This window comes from Methylobacterium sp. Leaf118 (genome assembly GCF_920984675.1).
GTDB lineage: Bacteria > Pseudomonadota > Alphaproteobacteria > Rhizobiales > Beijerinckiaceae > Methylobacterium.
Genome location: NZ_CAKLBV010000003.1, coordinates 141,459 through 156,361, shown reverse-complemented (window position 1 = coordinate 156,361; position 14,903 = coordinate 141,459). Strand labels below are relative to the sequence as shown.

Genomic DNA, 14,903 nt, shown 5'->3' with positions numbered 1-14,903 from the left:
GCCAGCCCCACCGCGGCAACGCGCAGCCCCGCTCCGAGCGGCCCACGGAAGCCGGCGGTCAGCGCCGGCCCGACGCCCGCCCGGCCAACCGCCCCGCCCAGCGTCAGGCGCGGCCCGGCGGTGGCGGTGCCGCGGGCGAGGGGGGCCGGTCGATCGGTTGGCTCGACCGCTCGCCGCGCTCGTAACATCTCCTAAATGGGTCGGGCCGGGGCATCGCTCCGGCCCGAGCCTTTTGGAGGGCCTTCGATGCGGTTCGAACTCTACCGGGATGCGGGCGGCGAGTGGCGTTGGCGCCTGCGTGTGCAGAACGGCAACGTCATCGCCGATTCGGGCGAGGGCTATGTCCGTCGCGAGGATTGCGAACACGCGATCACCCTCGTGAAGCGCAGCGGCGAAGCCTCCGTCGTGGACATGACGACCAAGATCGCCTGACCCAATCCCCTGACCTCGCGCCAGACCTCGGCGCCCTCGAGCGGCATAGCCTGGGCGCTCGAAAAAGCGCCGCGCGATGAAACCGTCACGGTTGCTGGGACGTTCCAGCGCGTGCGGGTCACGCAGAATGGTCACGTCCGCCCGCGAATGCCGCAGAGGGAATGGTCGACTTGCTCAGGACATTGTTGCTGGCCGCGCTGATGGCGCTCGGCCTCGCCGTCGCCGCTCCGCAGGGTGCGTCCGCCGCTCCGGTCGGCCCCTCGGCCGCCCTTCTCGCGGAGACCGCCCCCGCCACGGTCGAGAAGGCCCAGTACTACTACCGTCGTCGCGGCTGGGGCCCGCGTCCCTATTACGGTCGCCGCTTCTACGGTCCGCGCCCGTTCTACCGTCGTCCGTACTACGCCCGGCCGTTCTATGGCCCGCGTCGCTTCTACGGCCCGCGTCGCTTCTACTACTAACATCGACGCTCCGCGCGTCGTCGGGAACCCGGGGCCTCGCGGCTCCGGGTTTTTTGGTTTGGGGCGGTGGGATCGAGCCGCCCTGCACGATGTTGCTATCGCGTCCGCCCGACTTCGCGAGGGAGACGGGAGGCGGGATCCGTGTTGGTTCTTTAAGTTTTTGTAACGGATCGGCTTTTTCCAAGCGTCCGCCCTCCGCCCGCGGGCCGATGCTCTAGCGACGGCCGCCCCTTCGATGTAAGATTGTGCATGAAGCGAGACGGTCCGCGCTGAACGGGCCGCTCCGGAGGACGCCGATGATCGATCACGTGGCGCGGCTGCGGCGCACGGAGGCTGCGCCTCGCGCCCTGTCCTGGCAGGACATTCCCCTCGAACTGCTGATGTGCGCCGCCGCCATCTTCCTGGCCGCCGGCCTCGAACTCGGCGGCCTCATGCCCTGACGGCGCCGCGGCTTGCCCCTGGCGCGGCCGGGGGCCCCGTGCTTGGCTGTCCCCGCGCGGCCTCAACGACTCGGCCGGCACCCTGGGGAGGGGATCGATGACGCAAGCGGACGATGGCGCCGAGGTGCATCCCATCGGCGACCTGACGGTGCGCACCATCGCGATGCCGGCCGACACCAACGCCAACGGCGACATCTTCGGCGGTTGGGTGCTGTCGCAGATGGATCAGGCGGGCGGCATCGCGGGCGTCGAGCGCGCGCAGGGACGGGTCGTCACGGTCGCGGTCGACGCCATGACCTTCATCCGTCCCGTGCGGGTCGGCGACGTGCTCTGCGTCTATACCCGCATCGGCCGGGTCGGGCGCACCTCCATGAAGATTCACCTCGAAGCCTGGGCTCGCCGCTTCCAGACCCAGTTCCGCGAGAAGGTGACAGAGGCGACCTTCACCTTCGTCGCCATCGACGACGAGGGTCGGCCGCGGGCGATCCCGCCCGAGGGGTGAGGCGGCCGCCGTTGGCGCCGGACGCCGCGGGAGGCTAGAACGGGACGTCTTTTTTCGAGAAACGCGACGAGTCACCATGCCCGCCACGCCCCGCGCCGCGATCCTCCCGGTCACCGCGCTCCAGCAGAACTGCACCCTGGTCTGGGACGATGCCACCAAGGTCGGGGCCGTGGTCGATCCCGGTGGCGATCTCGACCGGATCGAGGCCGCGATCCGCGCGCAGGGCGTGACGGTGGAAAAGATCCTGCTCACCCATGGCCATATCGACCATGCCGGCGGCGCGGCCGAACTCAAGGAACGGCTGGGCGTCCCGGTCGAGGGGCCGCACGAGGCGGACAAGTTTTTGCTCGACAGCCTGCCGGCCGCAGCCGAGAGCTACGGCCTGGAGCCGGCCCGCCCGATCACCCCCGACCGCTGGCTGAACGACGGCGACACCGTCACCGTCGGCGGGCTCACCTTCGACATCCTATACGTTCCCGGCCATTCGCCCGGCAGCGTCGTCTTCATGAGCCGGGACGCCCGCTTCGCCCTCGTCGGCGACGTGGTATTCCAGGGCTCGATCGGCCGGACCGACCTGCCCGGCGGCAATCACGAGCAGCTGATCCGGGGCATCAAGGACAAAGTGCTGCCGCTCGGTGACGACGTCGCCTTCATCCCCGGCCACGGCCCGACCGGCACGCTCGGACAGGAGCGCCTGACCAACCCGTTTCTGCAGGGCTGACGCCTCGGCCCGAGAGAGGGACGCCGGCACTTGCTCAAAAGCCGATGCGACGCAGGCGCTTAGGGCGCCGGCGCCGGAATGGGGCACTGGCTCCCCGCGACGGAGATCGACGTCCCCGTCGTCCGCTTCGGGGCCGGCGGGGACACCGTGTTCCGGCGCGTCGTCCAGCCTAACGGAGGATTAACGGAAAAGGCTCAGAAATCCGGGTGCAACGACGCCGATGCGGCGCCGAAAGCGATGCAAAATCAGGGGGGAACGCCTATATGGAACCGATACGGACATAGCAGGCACGCCCGGCCCGCCGGGCTCGAAAACAGGCTCACGAGCCGCCTGCCCGAGGAAATTCATGGCTGACTCCCCGAACACCGAACCCGCCGACAGCTACGGCGCGGAATCGATCCGCGTGCTGAAGGGCCTGGATGCCGTCCGCAAGCGGCCCGGCATGTATATCGGCGACACCGACGACGGCTCCGGCCTTCACCACATGATCTACGAGGTGGTGGACAACGCCATCGACGAGGCGCTCGCGGGTCATGCGGACCTCGTGACGGTGACGCTCAATGCCGACGGTTCCGTGACGGTCTCGGATAACGGGCGCGGCATCCCCACCGACATCCACAAGGAGGAGGGGGTCTCGGCGGCCGAGGTCATCATGACCCAGCTCCATGCCGGCGGAAAATTCGACCAGAACTCCTACAAGGTCTCCGGCGGCCTGCACGGCGTCGGCGTCTCGGTCGTCAACGCCCTCTCGGTAAGTCTCAAGCTGCGGATCTGGCGCGCGGGCAAGGAGCACCGCATGGAGTTCCGCCACGGCGACGCGGTGGCGCCCTTGGAGGTGGTCGGCCCGGCAGGCGACCGGCGCGGCACGGAGGTGACCTTCACGCCGTCGCAAGAGACCTTCACGATGGTCGAGTTCGACTATCCGACCCTGGAGAAGCGCCTGCGCGAGCTGGCCTTCCTGAATTCGGGCGTGCGGATCGTGCTCACCGATGCGCGCCATGCCGAGCACAAGCGCGAGGAGCTCTGCTACGAGGGCGGCGTCGAGGCCTTCGTGCGCTATCTCGACCGTTCCCGCAAACCCGTCGACGGCATGACCAAGCCCGTCACGGTGCTCGGCGAGCGCGACGGCATCCGCGTCGAGGTGGCGTTCTGGTGGAACGATTCCTTCAACGAGACCGTCCTGCCCTTCACCAACAACATCCCCCAGCGCGACGGCGGCACCCACATGGCCGGCTTCCGCGCGGCCCTGACCCGGCAGATGACCGGCTACGCCGAATCCTCGGGCATCGCGAAGAAGGAGAAGGTTTCGCTCATCGGCGACGATTGCCGCGAGGGCCTGACCGCCGTCATCTCGGTGCAGGTGCCGGATCCGAAATTCTCCTCGCAGACCAAGGACAAGCTCGTCTCCTCCGAGGTGCGCCCCGCGGTCGAGAACATCCTGAACGAGGGTCTCTCGACCTGGCTCGAGGAGAACCCCTCCCAGGCCCGCTCGGTGATGGCCAAGGTGGTGCTGGCCGCCGCCGCCCGCGAGGCGGCCCGCAAGGCGCGCGAGACGATCACCCGCAAGGGCGCGCTCGACATCGCCTCGCTGCCCGGCAAGCTCGCCGATTGCCAGGAGCGGGACCCGAGCAAGTGCGAGCTGCTGCTGGTGGAGGGTGATTCGGCCGGCGGCTCGGCGAAGCAGGGCCGCGACCGGACCTTCCAGGCGGTACTGCCGCTGCGGGGTAAGATCCTGAACGTCGAGCGCGTGCGCGCCGACCGGATGCTGTCCTCCGCCGAGATCGGCACGTTGATCACCGCGCTCGGCGCCGGGATCGGCCGGTCCAGCACCGACCGCGAGGGCTTCAACCCGGACAAGCTGCGCTACCACCGCATCATCATCATGACGGACGCGGATGTCGACGGATCGCATATCCGCACGCTGCTGCTGACGTTCTTCTTCCGCCAGATGCCGGAGCTGATCGACCGCGGTCATCTCTACATTGCTCAGCCGCCGCTCTACAAAGCCGAGCGCAGCCGGAAGGTGCTCTACCTCAAGGATGAGCGGGCGCTCGAGGACTACCTGATGGATCAGGGCGTCGACGGCGCCGTACTGCGGCTGGCCTCGGGCACCGAGTTCGGGGGAGCGCAGCTCAAGACCCTGGTCGAGGAGGCCCGGGCCTTCCGGGGCATCCTGAACGGTCTGCACACCCGCTACGACCGCGCGGTCGTGGAGCAGGCGGTGTTGGCCGGCGCCTTCGACCGGGACGCGGCCGAGCATCCGGGCGAGGCCGAGGTGCTGGCCGACCGCACCGCCAAGCGTCTCGATGCCATCGCCGACGAGATCGAGAAGGGCTGGACCGGGGAAGCCTCCGAAGGCGGCTACGTGTTCAGCCGGACCCTGCGCAGCGTGAAGCAGGTCGCGACCCTCGACGCCTCGCTCATCGCCTCGCAGGAGGCGCGCCGCTTCGCCGACCGGGCGGTGGCCCTGCGCGAGATCTACGCGGAGCCCGTGACGCTCGCCCGCAAGGGTGACGAGACGGTTCTGCACGGCCCCGTCGGCCTGTTCGATGCGGTGATGGCCTTTGGCCGCAAGGGCCTTCAGTTGCAGCGCTACAAGGGCCTCGGCGAGATGACGGCCCAGCAGCTCTGGGAGACGACCCTGGACCGCGACGTGCGCTCGCTCTTGCAGGTGAAGGTGAAGGACACGACCGACGCCGACGATCTGTTCGTCAAGCTGATGGGCGACGTGGTCGAGCCCCGGCGTGAGTTCATCCAGGAAAACGCGTTGAGCGTCGCCAATCTCGACGTGTGATCCGGGCTCCGCTTGATCAAAGCGGAGCCCGGATCAGGCAAGCCCGCGCGGCGTTTGAGCGAAGCCCAAATCCGCCATCCCGAAGGGATCAACCGGATTTGGTATGAGCGGCGAGGGCGGCGCCGGACCCGTCCGGCGTCGGCGGCCTGAGAGGTGGACGCCGGCTCTCGGGTCGATGCTCTCTCGTCTCGATGTCGCCGCCTCAGCTCCTGAATGGCGGCGACCCCTTTCGGGCTCGCGTCTTAAGCGCGGGCCGAGGACAGCCCGTCCGGCAGGCCCTCAAAGGATTCCGCGAGGAAGGCCCTGGCCCGGCTCACCCGGCTCTTCACCGTGCCGACCTGACAGCCGAGCCGGGCCGCCGCCTCCTCGTAGGTGAAGCCTTCGGCGCCCACGAGCAGCAGCGCCTGCCGCTGCGGTAGGGGAAGCGTCCCGATCAGATTCATCACCATGCGCAGGCCGGCGGCATGCTCCTGATCCGCCGGGGCGGTGAGGGTGCCGGCATGGACGCCGTCCGCATCCTCCACCTCGCGGCGGTTCTTGCGAACCTCGGTGTAGAATTGGTTGCGCAGGATGGTGAACAGCCACGCGGTGAAGTTGGTGCCGGGCGTGAATCGCTCACGGTTCGCCCATGCTTTCACCATCGTCTCCTGCACAAGATCGTCCGCGCGGGTCGGATTCGCCGTCAGCGAGATCGCGAAGGTGCGCAGCATCGGCAACGCCTTCACGAGATCGTCACGGAACACGGTCTCCATCCGTCCGCCATGGATCGCGATGGCCGTTTCGAACTGCGACAGGAGATCGTTGAGCCGCATCGGAAGCGGGCCCTGGGAGGCGATGTCAAAGTAATCGCGCAGCGCCAGTGCCAAGTGACCCGGTGCCACCCGGGCCCCTTCGTCCCGGTCATGATCGGGACGCTCTGCCCGATTGGCGCTTGTCGGTACGTCGGTCATTCTGTTGTCAGCCTCAGCTGCGGCTCAGCTTCCTGTAAGAATTCTAAGTTCGATACCAATCAAAAAATGAACTGATGCTAAACGAAGCGGAAACTCTGGCGATGCTCGTCGCCCTGGCGCAGGAGAGCCGGCTGCGCATTCTCCGGCGGCTGCTCCGCGAATTCCCCGCGGGGCTTCCGGCGGGGCGGATCGCGGAAGCCGTGGGCTGCGCCCCCTCCACCCTGTCGTTCCATCTCGGCCATCTGGAGCGGACCGGGCTGGTGCGTTCGCAGCGCCGGGCACAATCGATTCTCTACGCCGCCGTGCCGGAGACGCTCGGCCACCTGACCGCCTTCCTGACGGAGGAATGCTGCGGCGGACGTCCCGAACTCTGCGGGGTGGCGCCCACGGTTCCAGCCTGCGCGGTGCGGGCGCCGTCCCCGGTCGAGACCTGACTGATCAGATCAAGAGGCCCGCCGCCCCGCCGTCGCGGCGGCCATCGACGATGGGTCACCCTCCTCGCCGATGGGAATCAAGCCGTGCGGCGAGCGACGAGGAACAGGCGGGGGAAGGCGAGCAGCACCATCCCGTCGTCCCGGCGCGGATAGGCGGCCTCCAGAGCCCGCTCATAGGCCGCGAGGAAGCCCGCGCGGTGCTCGGTCGAGAGCGGCGCCAGGAACGGGCGCAGGCCCGTCGCCTGAAGCCACGCGACGATGGCCGCCGCGTCGGCAAGGGGATGCTGATAGGTGGTCGCCCAAAGATCGACCGCGCATCCGGCCCCGCGCAGGAGGTCGTAATAGGCACCCGCCCCCAGGATCGGCGTGCGGGCCGCTGCCGGGTCACCGATCGCGGAGGCCCAGGGACCGTCGGCGGCGACCGCGCGCATCAGCCGGTGCGAGGGCTCGTCGAGATTGTCCGGCATCTGCACGGCGAGGCATCCGCCCGGCGCGAGCTGCCGGACGAGGCGCAGCAGCAAACCGGCATGGTCGGGCAACCATTGCAGCACCGCGTTGGCGAAGATCAGGTCCGGCGGCGCCTCCGGGTGGAAGTCCCGCATGTCGCCCTCGACGAAGCGCAGCCGGGGCAGGGCGTGGCGGGCCTGGGCGACCATATCGGGCGCGCTGTCCACGCCGACGACGCTGGCCCCGGGGAAGCGCTCCGCCAGCAGGGCCGTGGCGTTGCCGGGCCCGCAGCCGAGATCGACCACGTGATCGGGGGTTCGAAGCGGCACCCGGGCCAGGAGATCGGCCGCGGGCCGGGTCCGTTCCGAGGCGAAGCGCAGGTACTGGGCCGCATTCCAATCCGACATCACCGCCTCCCGAGACCTCGACCCGACGGCCGCGCGTGGGTGCGGTGGCGAGATTACACGGTGGACGGCGCCGCGCAGCCCCTGGGCAAGGGCGAAGTCTGGCTTAGCCTACCCGCCGTGGCGGTCGCACCGGTCGCCGGACCGGGAGACGGACCATCATGCTCGAGGAATTCAAGAAGTTCGCACTGCGCGGCAACGTGGTCGACTTGGCGGTGGGTGTCATCATCGGCGCGGCCTTCGGCGCGATCGTCACCTCGCTGGTGCAAGATATCATCATGCCGATCATCGGCGCCGTCACGGGTGGGCTCGATTTCTCGAACTACTACATCCCGCTCTCGTCGAAAGTGCAGGCCGGCATGGCCTATGCCGATGCCAAGAAGGTCGGCGCCGTCGTCGGCTACGGGCACTTCCTGACGCTTGCCGTCAATTTCACCATCGTGGCCTTCGTGCTGTTCCTCGTCATCCGCGCGATGAACACGCTGAAATCGCGCGAAGAGGCCAAGCCCGAGGCGGTGGCCGAGGTGCCGGCGGACGTCAAGCTGCTCGGCGAGATTCGCGATCTGCTGGCGGAACGGCGGGCCTGACGGCCTCAACCGCTCGACCGGTCCTTCTCCCCGGCCTTGTCGGGGACGACCCCGAAGGCGTCGAGGATGCGGTCGAGGGCCTGCTCGACGGCCTCGGTGCCTTCCTCGTGGGTCTTCAGCCGGGTCTCCAGGCGGCGGATCTGCGGCTCGAACGGGGTGGGGATCTCGGGCTCGTCGCCGAGAAAGCGCGGCTCCGGCTGGGTCACAGTGTAGACGCCGCGCAGCTCGTGGCCGAGGTGGTCGCGAACCGATTCCGGCAGGGGGGGCTCATCGTTCGGGGGATCGGGCCGGTTCATGGTCCTGACCTGCTGATATGTGCGACAATCGACACCATCAACGACCGATCGGGACAATGCGTTGCGTGCGGATTGAACGCCCCATGCCCCCTGAACGGGAAACATTGTCCTTCGGGGGGCCGTGCTACGACGACGGCCCCGGTGCGGGGCACCGGGGCCGGGGTCACGACTGCCGACAGCTCGGCCGGGAACGGTCACGATTGGGAAGAAACGCACGCGATCCCGAGCGCTCGGCGCGCCGCATGCGCCGGTCCCGACCAGGGGCCGGGACCGGCGAGGCGTTCGATTACTCGATCACTTCGATGATGCGGCGACGGCCGTCGACGAGGACCGGGCGATCGTTCACCACGGTGTAGCGGGTGCCGCGCGCGACGCTGTAATCGCCGGGCACGTCGTAATAGGTGACGCCGGAGCTCGGCAGTTCGGAGCCGACCGCGACGCGCCCGTCATAGTCGTAGGAGCGGACGTTGCGCTCGCGGACATAGGACCGGAAGCGGGGACGATCCTCGACGCCGAGGATGCCGCCGATCGTGCCCGTGGCCGCGCCGACCGCGCCACCGACGATCGCACCGACCGGGCCGGCGGCGTCCGCACCGTCCTGGGCGCCGCGCTCGGCACCGCGCAGGGTGCCCTGGGCCTGGGCGGCCATCGGCAGCGCGAGAGCGAACGCCGAGGCGGCCAGAAGGGTCGTGATCTTCATTCGTGCATCTCCGTCTTGGTGACGTTCGCCGCGATCCAGGCACAGCGAAGCATGGCCCTGTAACGTCCGACCCCGGGAATGGGATGCATGAAAAATCGAGAAAGGCCGAGATTGTCCCGCACTGCCTGGATCGGAGGCAGGTCTTCCGAGATGCGACCGCGGCCCGGATGAAATCTGTCGCGTGGCCTCGGGCCCTCGCCCTTCGAGCACGCCTCATACCCAATCCGGTTGATCCCTTCGGAATGGCGGATTTGGGCTTCGCTCAAACGCCGCGCGGGCTTGCCTGATACGGGCTCCGCTTTGATCGAGCGGAGCCCGTATCAGGCCGGGTGCGTCTCCCGAAGGAAGGTCCCGCTCCGCTCCAGCGCCCGCGCGGTGGCCTCGGGCGGTTGGCATAGGACAGGCGGAGGTAGCCCTCTCCAGGGAGGCCGAAATCCGGCCCGCCGAGCACCGCAACGCCCGCCTGATCAAGGAGCGCGGCGGCGAGGGCCATCGCGGTCCAGCCGGTTGGGGCAATATTGGGGAAGGCGTAGAAGGCGCCCATGGGCGTGACGCACGACACGTCGGGCAGGCCGTTCGGCCCCTCGACCACGAGCCGGCGGCGGCGGTCGAGCGCGGCGACCATCTCGGTCACGCAATCCTGCGGCCCGTCCGGCGCCGCGACGCCGGCCCATTGGGTGGCTGCGTTCACGCAGGAATGGGCGATGACCGAGAGTTCGCGCGCCGCCTCCTAGAACGGCTCGGGCCAGACCGACCCGCCGAGCCGCCCGCCCGTCATCGCGTCAGTCTTGGAGGCGCCGTCGCGGTCGATCAGCCGGTCGCGGATCTTCGGATCGTGCAACCGCGAGACATGCGCCGCGCCGTCATCGGTCATCGTCCCGTCGATCTCGTCGGAGAGGATCGCCACCTGCGGATGGGCGGACGGCCCGGCCACGAGCGCCGCGATCTCCGCCTCCGGCGTCACACCCCCGGTCGGGTTGGCCGGTGAGTTGAGGATGAGCAGGCGGGTGCGCCCGGTGACGAGGGTCTCCTGCGCCGAGAACGCAACTCGTTCGCCTCGGGGATCGGCACCGACACCGGGGTCGCTCCGGTGAACGCGATCATCGAGCGATCAATGGGAAAGCCCGGATCGGGATCCAGAATCTCGACGCCGGGCTCGCCCAGCATCAGGATCGCCTTGAACAGCGTGACCTTGCCGCCTGGGGCACGACCAGACCCGAGTCCGGCGAGACCGCGGATGTCCCGGGTGACCGCCTGGCGCAAGGGGAGGATGCCGACGGCCGGCGTATCGCCGTGATGGCCGTCGCGCAGGGCCCGGATCCCGCTTCGACGATGCGGGGCGGCGTCGGCTGGCCGATGCCGAGATTGACGATGTCGCGTCCCTGCGCGGTCAGCGCGCTGGCGCGAGCGAGGACGGCGAAGGCGCTCTCCTCGCCGATCCGGCCGAAGGCGGGGACGGTCCTCAGCGTGGCCCCCGCGGTCTCCCCGCAGGCGCGGCGAGCGACCTTATGAGCGCTCGGCCAGACGGCTCGCGGCAAACGAGATCGCGCCGCCGACGACGAACAGGATCGCGAAGGTCACCACCGCGTGCTTGAATAGTAGCGGCTCGATGCCGGTATCGGTGAACAGCACGGCGAGCACGGCGCCGATCGGCAGGAGCAGAAGGACCGAGAGCGGCACCAGCGGGTTCATTCACGTCACTCGCGTTGGTCGGGGCACGGCACGGCCCGCGATCGGGAAAAGCGAAGCGGTCTTAACACCGGCCTTTGCCGGGAGGAAACTCCGCCGGACCGGAATTTTCGCGCATCCTCCCTCAGGCGGGAATCCGGACGCTGGCGCGCAGGCCCCCCATCGGGCTGTCCTGCAGGATCACGTCGCCGCCATGGGCCCGGGCGATGTCGCGGGCGATCGAGAGGCCGAGCCCCGAGCCGCCCGCATCCTGGCGCGCGTCGTCGAGCCGCACGAACGGCTTGAACACCTCCTCGCGGCTCTCGGCCGGGATGCCGGGGCCGTCGTCGTCGATGGAGACCAGGAAGGCGCGGTGCTCCCGCCGGCCGGAGATCGCGACGGTGTCGGCGTAGCGGGCAGCGTTGGCCGCGAGGTTGAACAGGCAGCGCCGGAAGGCGTCCGGCCGCACCGTGACCATCGGCCGTCCTTCGAGCTCGACCGCGGCCACGTGGGCCCCGAGCCGTTCCACGTCGCTGCGCAAGTCCTCCAACATGACGCGCATGTCGGTCGCGGCGGCGGTCTCGGCGGAATCGCCCCGGGCGAAGGCGAGATAGCCCTCGAGCATGCGGCTCATCTCGTCCACGTCTCGGCGCAGTTCCTCCCGCTCCGGCGTCCTGTCCAGGAATTCGAGGGAGAGCTTGAAGCGGGTCAGGATGGTGCGCAGATCGTGGCTCACCCCGTTGAGCATCGTGGTGCGCTGCTCCATCGCCCGCTCGATGCGCCGCTTCATCTCGATGAAGGCGTGACCGGCTTGCCGCACCTCGCGGGCGCCGCGGGGCTTGAACTCGATGTCGCGGCCCTTGCCGAACCCCTCGGCCACGGCGGAAAGCCGCAGGATCGGCTTGATCTGGTTGCGCAGGAACAGGATCGCGACGCCGAGCAGGACCAGCGACGAGCCCGTCATCCAGACCAGGAAGATGTGCGAGTTCGAGGCATAGGCCTGGCTGCGCCGGGCGACGATCCGCATCACGCCTTCGGGAATCGCCACGCGGATCTCGATCAGGTTCGAGCGGCCGACCGTGTCGATCCAGTAGGGGCGCCGGATCTGGCGGCTGATCTCGTCGGACAACGTCTCGTCGAGGATCGAGAAGAACGGCCGCGGGCCCGGCGTCGGCAGCTTGGCGCCCTTCAGGATGTCGAGGTCGAGGTTCAGACGCTCGTTCGCGATGCGGGTGAGGGTCTCGGCGTTCCGGTCCTGTGGATAGGTCTCGTAGATGTCGATGAGAGCCGCGATGTCGGAGGTGACGGCCGCCGAGAGGCGTCGGGTCACGAGTTGCCAGTGCCGTTCCATGAAGGTGTAGGCGATCACCGATTGCAGCAGGACGACCGGGGCAATGATGATGATCAGCGAGCGGGCATAGAGGCCCTTGGGCAGGGCGTCGCCGATCCAGCGGCTGACCCGGCGCCAGGCCCGGTGCAGGCGGCGCACCGGAACGCCGAGCGCGCCGGCCCGCCGGGAGGCCGATGAGGCGGGGCCCGGCATGTGCGGCCTCAATCGACCACGAGGCGGTAGCCGATGCCGCGCACGGTCTGGAGGAAGCTCGGATTGGCCGGATCCGGCTCGATCTTGCGGCGCAGTCGGTTGATCTGCACGTCGATGGTGCGCTCGGCGGCGAAGCCCCCGCTGCCCGCCAGGGTCTCGCGCTCGACATTGCCACCCCGGGCCGCCCCGAGGATCGTCAGGATCTCGCGCTCGCGCTCGGTGATCTTCACGTTCTCGCCGTCGCGCTTCAGCTCGCCCCGATCCGCCCGGAAGGTGAAGGGGCCGAAGCTGACCGCGCCCTCCATGGACAGGCGCATCTCGGCAGGGGCGGCGTGGCGGCGCAGGATGTTGTTGAGGCGCAGGATCAGCTCCCGCGGCTCGAAGGGCTTGGGCAGATAATCGTCAGCGCCGATCTCCAGCCCCGTCACCCGGTCGTTGGGATTCGAGCGGGCGGTCAGCATCAGGATCGGCACCCGCGACGTCTCCCGCACCGAGCGGGCATAATCGAAGCCGCTCTCGCCGGGCATCATCACGTCGAGAACCAGGGCGTCGAACAGGAAGCACTGGCCGCGCAGGCGCGCCTCCGCGGCGTTCGCGGCGGCGGTGACGCGGAATCCCTGCTCCGAAAGGAATCGGGAGAGAAGTTCGCGCACCCGCCGGTCGTCGTCGACGAGCAGGATATGCGGGGCGTGGTCGGGCAATTCGGCCCGGGCCCTCTGGACCGCTCCGGCCATCGACCCGGACATCAGGTGCGCCCCGCGGCGCGGCGGGCCATCAGGCGGCGGATGGCCGCGCGGTCGCCGGGTTCGATCATCGCCATCAGGAAACCCTGGGCCGAGGCGATGCGGGCCTCGCGGTCCGCGCGGCCGTCCCCGGCCGGATCCTCCACGGCCCGCACCACCCGGCGCACCTGGACCCGGGTGAGGTCGGCCGTCAGGGCCCGGCCCGACGGCGTGCAGAACAGGAGCCGCTGGCGCCGGTCGCTGGTCCCGGTGCGCTGCTCGACATAGCCCTGATCGATCAGGTCCTTCAGCACGCGGTTAAGGCTCTGCTTGGTGATGCGCAGGATATCGAGGAGTTCGGCGATGGTGAGGCCGGGATAGCGGTCGACGAAGTGCAGCACCCGGTGATGCGCCCGCCCGAAGCCGTATTCCGCCAGGATCCGGTCCGGATCGCCGACGAAGTCGCGGTAGGCGAAGAACAGCAGTTCGATCAAGTCGTCGCTGTCGCCGGCCGGAGCCGTGGGCACCTCCTGAGACAGGTCCTGGGGCAGATCCGGACGGGTCTCGTCCTCGATCCCGGCGGGTCTCGTCATCACGCGGGTCACGTCGTCGGAACCTCGATCGTGGGGGGCGGCGAAGAGGGTGGCGCAGGGCCGGCCCGGGGGCGAATCGCGGGGCGGAACCGGCCCTCACCCGAATCCCGGCAGATAAGTCAGTGTTGTTGACATATCTCAGCCTCGTTGCTACCCGTCAACCCGTCCGGCCGTCGCCGCCAGCGACCGTCCCCGGCGGTCGCGCGCCGTCGTCGCCCACCCACCTTGCCGCGCCGCAACCGGAGATGCGGCGCGTTGCGCAGAGGAAACCCGAAGACAATGTCCGTCATCCCGTTCGACGAGCGCGAGGGCACGATCTGGTTCGACGGCGCCATGGTGCCGTGGCGGGAGGCCAAGATCCACGTGCTGACCCACGGCCTCCATTACGGCTCGTCGGTCTTCGAGGGCGAGCGGGCCTATGGCGGGCGGATTTTCAAGAGTCGCGCGCATTCCGAGCGCCTGCACCGCTCGGCGCAGCTCCTCGACTTCACGATCCCGTACTCGGTCGACGAGATCGAGACCGCCAAGGCCCAGGTTCTCGCGGTGTCCGGCCTCACCGAAGCCTATCTGCGCCCCGTGGCGTGGCGCGGCTCCGAGATGATGGGCGTGGCGGCGCAGGCGAACACGATCCATCTCGCCATCGCGGCCTGGGAATGGCCGAGCTACTTCGATCCGGCCACCAAGATGAAGGGCATCCGCCTCGACATCGCCGATTACCGCCGGCCCGATCCGCGCACCGTGCCCTCAGCGTCGAAGGCGGCGGGCCTCTACATGATCTGCACGATCTCGAAGCATCGGGCCGAGAACAAGGGCTATGCCGACGCCCTGATGCTCGACTGGGAGGACAACGTCGCCGAATGCACCGGCGCCAACGTGTTCTTCATCGAGGCGGGCGTGCTCCACACCCCCCTGGCCGACCGGTTCCTCGACGGCCTCACGCGGCAGACGGTGATCGAGCTGGCCAAGCGCCGCGGCCTCCGGGTGGTCGAGCGCCGCATTCGTCCGGAGGAGCTGACGGGCTTCTCCGAGTGCTTCATCACGGGCTCCGCCGCGGAGGTGACGCCGGTTTCGGAGATCGGTCCCTACCGGTTCACCCCGGGCGAGCTGACCCGGACCTTGATGGACGATTACCTCGCCGAAGTGCAGCCCCGGGCCGAGGCCGCCTGAGAAAGACTCGCGTCCGGGCGCGTGACCGCGCCCGGAACTCTGTCG

General features: G+C 69.1%; 17 protein-coding genes and 2 pseudogenes. 10 read left to right on the top strand and 9 right to left on the bottom strand.

The window, feature by feature from the left end:
* From LW587_RS02725 to gyrB, 7 genes and pseudogenes are all read left to right on the top strand, one after another.
* A pseudogene (locus tag LW587_RS02725) lies at positions 1 to 185 on the top strand (DEAD/DEAH box helicase); the annotation flags it as partial.
* A gap of 61 nt (positions 186 to 246) precedes the next feature.
* Positions 247 to 432 (top strand): YegP family protein, encoded by a 186-nt coding sequence (locus tag LW587_RS02720; RefSeq protein ID WP_232628057.1) that lies wholly within the window; start codon positions 247 to 249, stop codon positions 430 to 432.
* 170 nt (positions 433 to 602) lie between these two features.
* Entirely contained in the window at positions 603 to 890 is a 288-nt protein-coding gene (locus LW587_RS02715) for a hypothetical protein (protein ID WP_232628070.1), read from the top strand.
* 296 nt (positions 891 to 1,186) lie between these two features.
* Positions 1,187 to 1,330, top strand: a complete 144-nt coding sequence (locus tag LW587_RS02710; protein ID WP_232628056.1) for a hypothetical protein — start codon at positions 1,187 to 1,189, stop codon at positions 1,328 to 1,330.
* Positions 1,331 to 1,427: 97 nt separating this feature from the next.
* Positions 1,428 to 1,832 carry an acyl-CoA thioesterase gene (locus LW587_RS02705; protein WP_232628055.1) on the top strand — a complete coding sequence of 135 codons (405 nt, stop codon included), beginning with the start codon at positions 1,428 to 1,430 and terminating at the stop codon, positions 1,830 to 1,832.
* A 76-nt stretch (positions 1,833 to 1,908) separates the two neighbouring features.
* A complete protein-coding gene (locus tag LW587_RS02700; RefSeq protein WP_232628054.1) occupies positions 1,909 to 2,553 on the top strand; it encodes an MBL fold metallo-hydrolase in 645 nt (214 codons plus the stop codon).
* A 346-nt stretch (positions 2,554 to 2,899) separates the two neighbouring features.
* Positions 2,900 to 5,347, top strand: a complete 2,448-nt coding sequence (gene gyrB / locus LW587_RS02695; RefSeq protein WP_232628053.1) for a DNA topoisomerase (ATP-hydrolyzing) subunit B — start codon at positions 2,900 to 2,902, stop codon at positions 5,345 to 5,347.
* Between the two features lie 242 nt (positions 5,348 to 5,589).
* Here the strand turns inward: gyrB and LW587_RS02690 are convergent, their stop codons facing one another.
* Positions 5,590 to 6,297: a sigma-70 family RNA polymerase sigma factor gene (locus tag LW587_RS02690; protein ID WP_442919083.1), complete on the bottom strand. Its 708-nt coding sequence runs from the start codon at positions 6,295 to 6,297 to the stop codon at positions 5,590 to 5,592.
* Positions 6,298 to 6,371: 74 nt separating this feature from the next.
* On the opposite strand from LW587_RS02690, the gene LW587_RS02685 reads away from it, so the two are divergent.
* Entirely contained in the window at positions 6,372 to 6,731 is a 360-nt protein-coding gene (locus LW587_RS02685; RefSeq protein ID WP_232628051.1) for an ArsR/SmtB family transcription factor, read from the top strand.
* 77 nt (positions 6,732 to 6,808) lie between these two features.
* Here LW587_RS02685 and tam read toward each other — a convergent pair whose 3' ends face one another.
* On the bottom strand, positions 6,809 to 7,585 hold the full coding sequence (gene tam, locus LW587_RS02680) for a trans-aconitate 2-methyltransferase (protein ID WP_232628050.1): 777 nt from the start codon (positions 7,583 to 7,585) through the stop codon (positions 6,809 to 6,811).
* 158 nt (positions 7,586 to 7,743) lie between these two features.
* Here tam and mscL point away from each other — a divergent pair, with 158 nt between their 5' ends.
* A complete protein-coding gene (gene mscL / locus LW587_RS02675; protein ID WP_232628049.1) occupies positions 7,744 to 8,169 on the top strand; it encodes a large conductance mechanosensitive channel protein MscL in 426 nt (141 codons plus the stop codon).
* 5 nt (positions 8,170 to 8,174) lie between these two features.
* Here mscL and LW587_RS02670 read toward each other — a convergent pair whose 3' ends face one another.
* The 7 genes and pseudogenes from LW587_RS02670 to LW587_RS02640 form a co-directional block, all read right to left on the bottom strand.
* Complete coding sequence (locus LW587_RS02670) at positions 8,175 to 8,465, bottom strand: hypothetical protein (protein WP_232628048.1); 291 nt, start codon at positions 8,463 to 8,465, stop codon at positions 8,175 to 8,177.
* Positions 8,466 to 8,751: 286 nt separating this feature from the next.
* Positions 8,752 to 9,165, bottom strand: coding sequence for a DUF1236 domain-containing protein (locus tag LW587_RS02665; protein ID WP_232628047.1), 414 nt, complete (start codon positions 9,163 to 9,165; stop codon positions 8,752 to 8,754).
* A 320-nt stretch (positions 9,166 to 9,485) separates the two neighbouring features.
* Positions 9,486 to 10,631: pseudogene (locus tag LW587_RS02660) on the bottom strand (aminotransferase class I/II-fold pyridoxal phosphate-dependent enzyme).
* Between the two features lie 40 nt (positions 10,632 to 10,671).
* Positions 10,672 to 10,857, bottom strand: coding sequence for a hypothetical protein (locus LW587_RS02655; RefSeq protein WP_232628046.1), 186 nt, complete (start codon positions 10,855 to 10,857; stop codon positions 10,672 to 10,674).
* Positions 10,858 to 10,978: 121 nt separating this feature from the next.
* Positions 10,979 to 12,376 carry an ATP-binding protein gene (locus LW587_RS02650; protein ID WP_232628045.1) on the bottom strand — a complete coding sequence of 466 codons (1,398 nt, stop codon included), beginning with the start codon at positions 12,374 to 12,376 and terminating at the stop codon, positions 10,979 to 10,981.
* An 8-nt stretch (positions 12,377 to 12,384) separates the two neighbouring features.
* Positions 12,385 to 13,110, bottom strand: a complete 726-nt coding sequence (locus LW587_RS02645) for a response regulator (protein ID WP_232628044.1) — start codon at positions 13,108 to 13,110, stop codon at positions 12,385 to 12,387.
* Positions 13,111 to 13,121: 11 nt separating this feature from the next.
* Complete coding sequence (locus LW587_RS02640) at positions 13,122 to 13,691, bottom strand: MarR family winged helix-turn-helix transcriptional regulator (protein ID WP_232628043.1); 570 nt, start codon at positions 13,689 to 13,691, stop codon at positions 13,122 to 13,124.
* A gap of 279 nt (positions 13,692 to 13,970) precedes the next feature.
* Here LW587_RS02640 and LW587_RS02635 point away from each other — a divergent pair, with 279 nt between their 5' ends.
* Positions 13,971 to 14,858 (top strand): branched-chain amino acid aminotransferase, encoded by an 888-nt coding sequence (locus LW587_RS02635; RefSeq protein WP_232628042.1) that lies wholly within the window; start codon positions 13,971 to 13,973, stop codon positions 14,856 to 14,858.
* The last annotated feature ends 45 nt before the right edge of the window (positions 14,859 to 14,903 follow it).

Bases quoted from the DNA above. Each gene is read 5' to 3' on its own strand.
- LW587_RS02720 (WP_232628057.1), top strand. From the start codon at position 247: ATGCGGTTCGAACTCTACCGGGATGCGGGCGGCGAGTGGCGTTGGCGC.
- LW587_RS02710 (WP_232628056.1), top strand. From the start codon at position 1,187: ATGATCGATCACGTGGCGCGGCTGCGGCGCACGGAGGCTGCGCCTCGC.
- LW587_RS02705 (WP_232628055.1), top strand. From the start codon at position 1,428: ATGACGCAAGCGGACGATGGCGCCGAGGTGCATCCCATCGGCGACCTG.
- LW587_RS02700 (WP_232628054.1), top strand. From the start codon at position 1,909: ATGCCCGCCACGCCCCGCGCCGCGATCCTCCCGGTCACCGCGCTCCAG.
- gyrB (WP_232628053.1), top strand. From the start codon at position 2,900: ATGGCTGACTCCCCGAACACCGAACCCGCCGACAGCTACGGCGCGGAA.
- LW587_RS02690 (WP_442919083.1), bottom strand. From the start codon at position 6,297: ATGACCGACGTACCGACAAGCGCCAATCGGGCAGAGCGTCCCGATCAT.
- LW587_RS02685 (WP_232628051.1), top strand. From the start codon at position 6,372: ATGCTAAACGAAGCGGAAACTCTGGCGATGCTCGTCGCCCTGGCGCAG.
- tam (WP_232628050.1), bottom strand. From the start codon at position 7,585: ATGTCGGATTGGAATGCGGCCCAGTACCTGCGCTTCGCCTCGGAACGG.
- mscL (WP_232628049.1), top strand. From the start codon at position 7,744: ATGCTCGAGGAATTCAAGAAGTTCGCACTGCGCGGCAACGTGGTCGAC.
- LW587_RS02670 (WP_232628048.1), bottom strand. From the start codon at position 8,465: ATGAACCGGCCCGATCCCCCGAACGATGAGCCCCCCCTGCCGGAATCG.
- LW587_RS02665 (WP_232628047.1), bottom strand. From the start codon at position 9,165: ATGAAGATCACGACCCTTCTGGCCGCCTCGGCGTTCGCTCTCGCGCTG.
- LW587_RS02655 (WP_232628046.1), bottom strand. From the start codon at position 10,857: ATGAACCCGCTGGTGCCGCTCTCGGTCCTTCTGCTCCTGCCGATCGGC.
- LW587_RS02650 (WP_232628045.1), bottom strand. From the start codon at position 12,376: ATGCCGGGCCCCGCCTCATCGGCCTCCCGGCGGGCCGGCGCGCTCGGC.
- LW587_RS02645 (WP_232628044.1), bottom strand. From the start codon at position 13,110: ATGGCCGGAGCGGTCCAGAGGGCCCGGGCCGAATTGCCCGACCACGCC.
- LW587_RS02640 (WP_232628043.1), bottom strand. From the start codon at position 13,691: ATGACGAGACCCGCCGGGATCGAGGACGAGACCCGTCCGGATCTGCCC.
- LW587_RS02635 (WP_232628042.1), top strand. From the start codon at position 13,971: ATGTCCGTCATCCCGTTCGACGAGCGCGAGGGCACGATCTGGTTCGAC.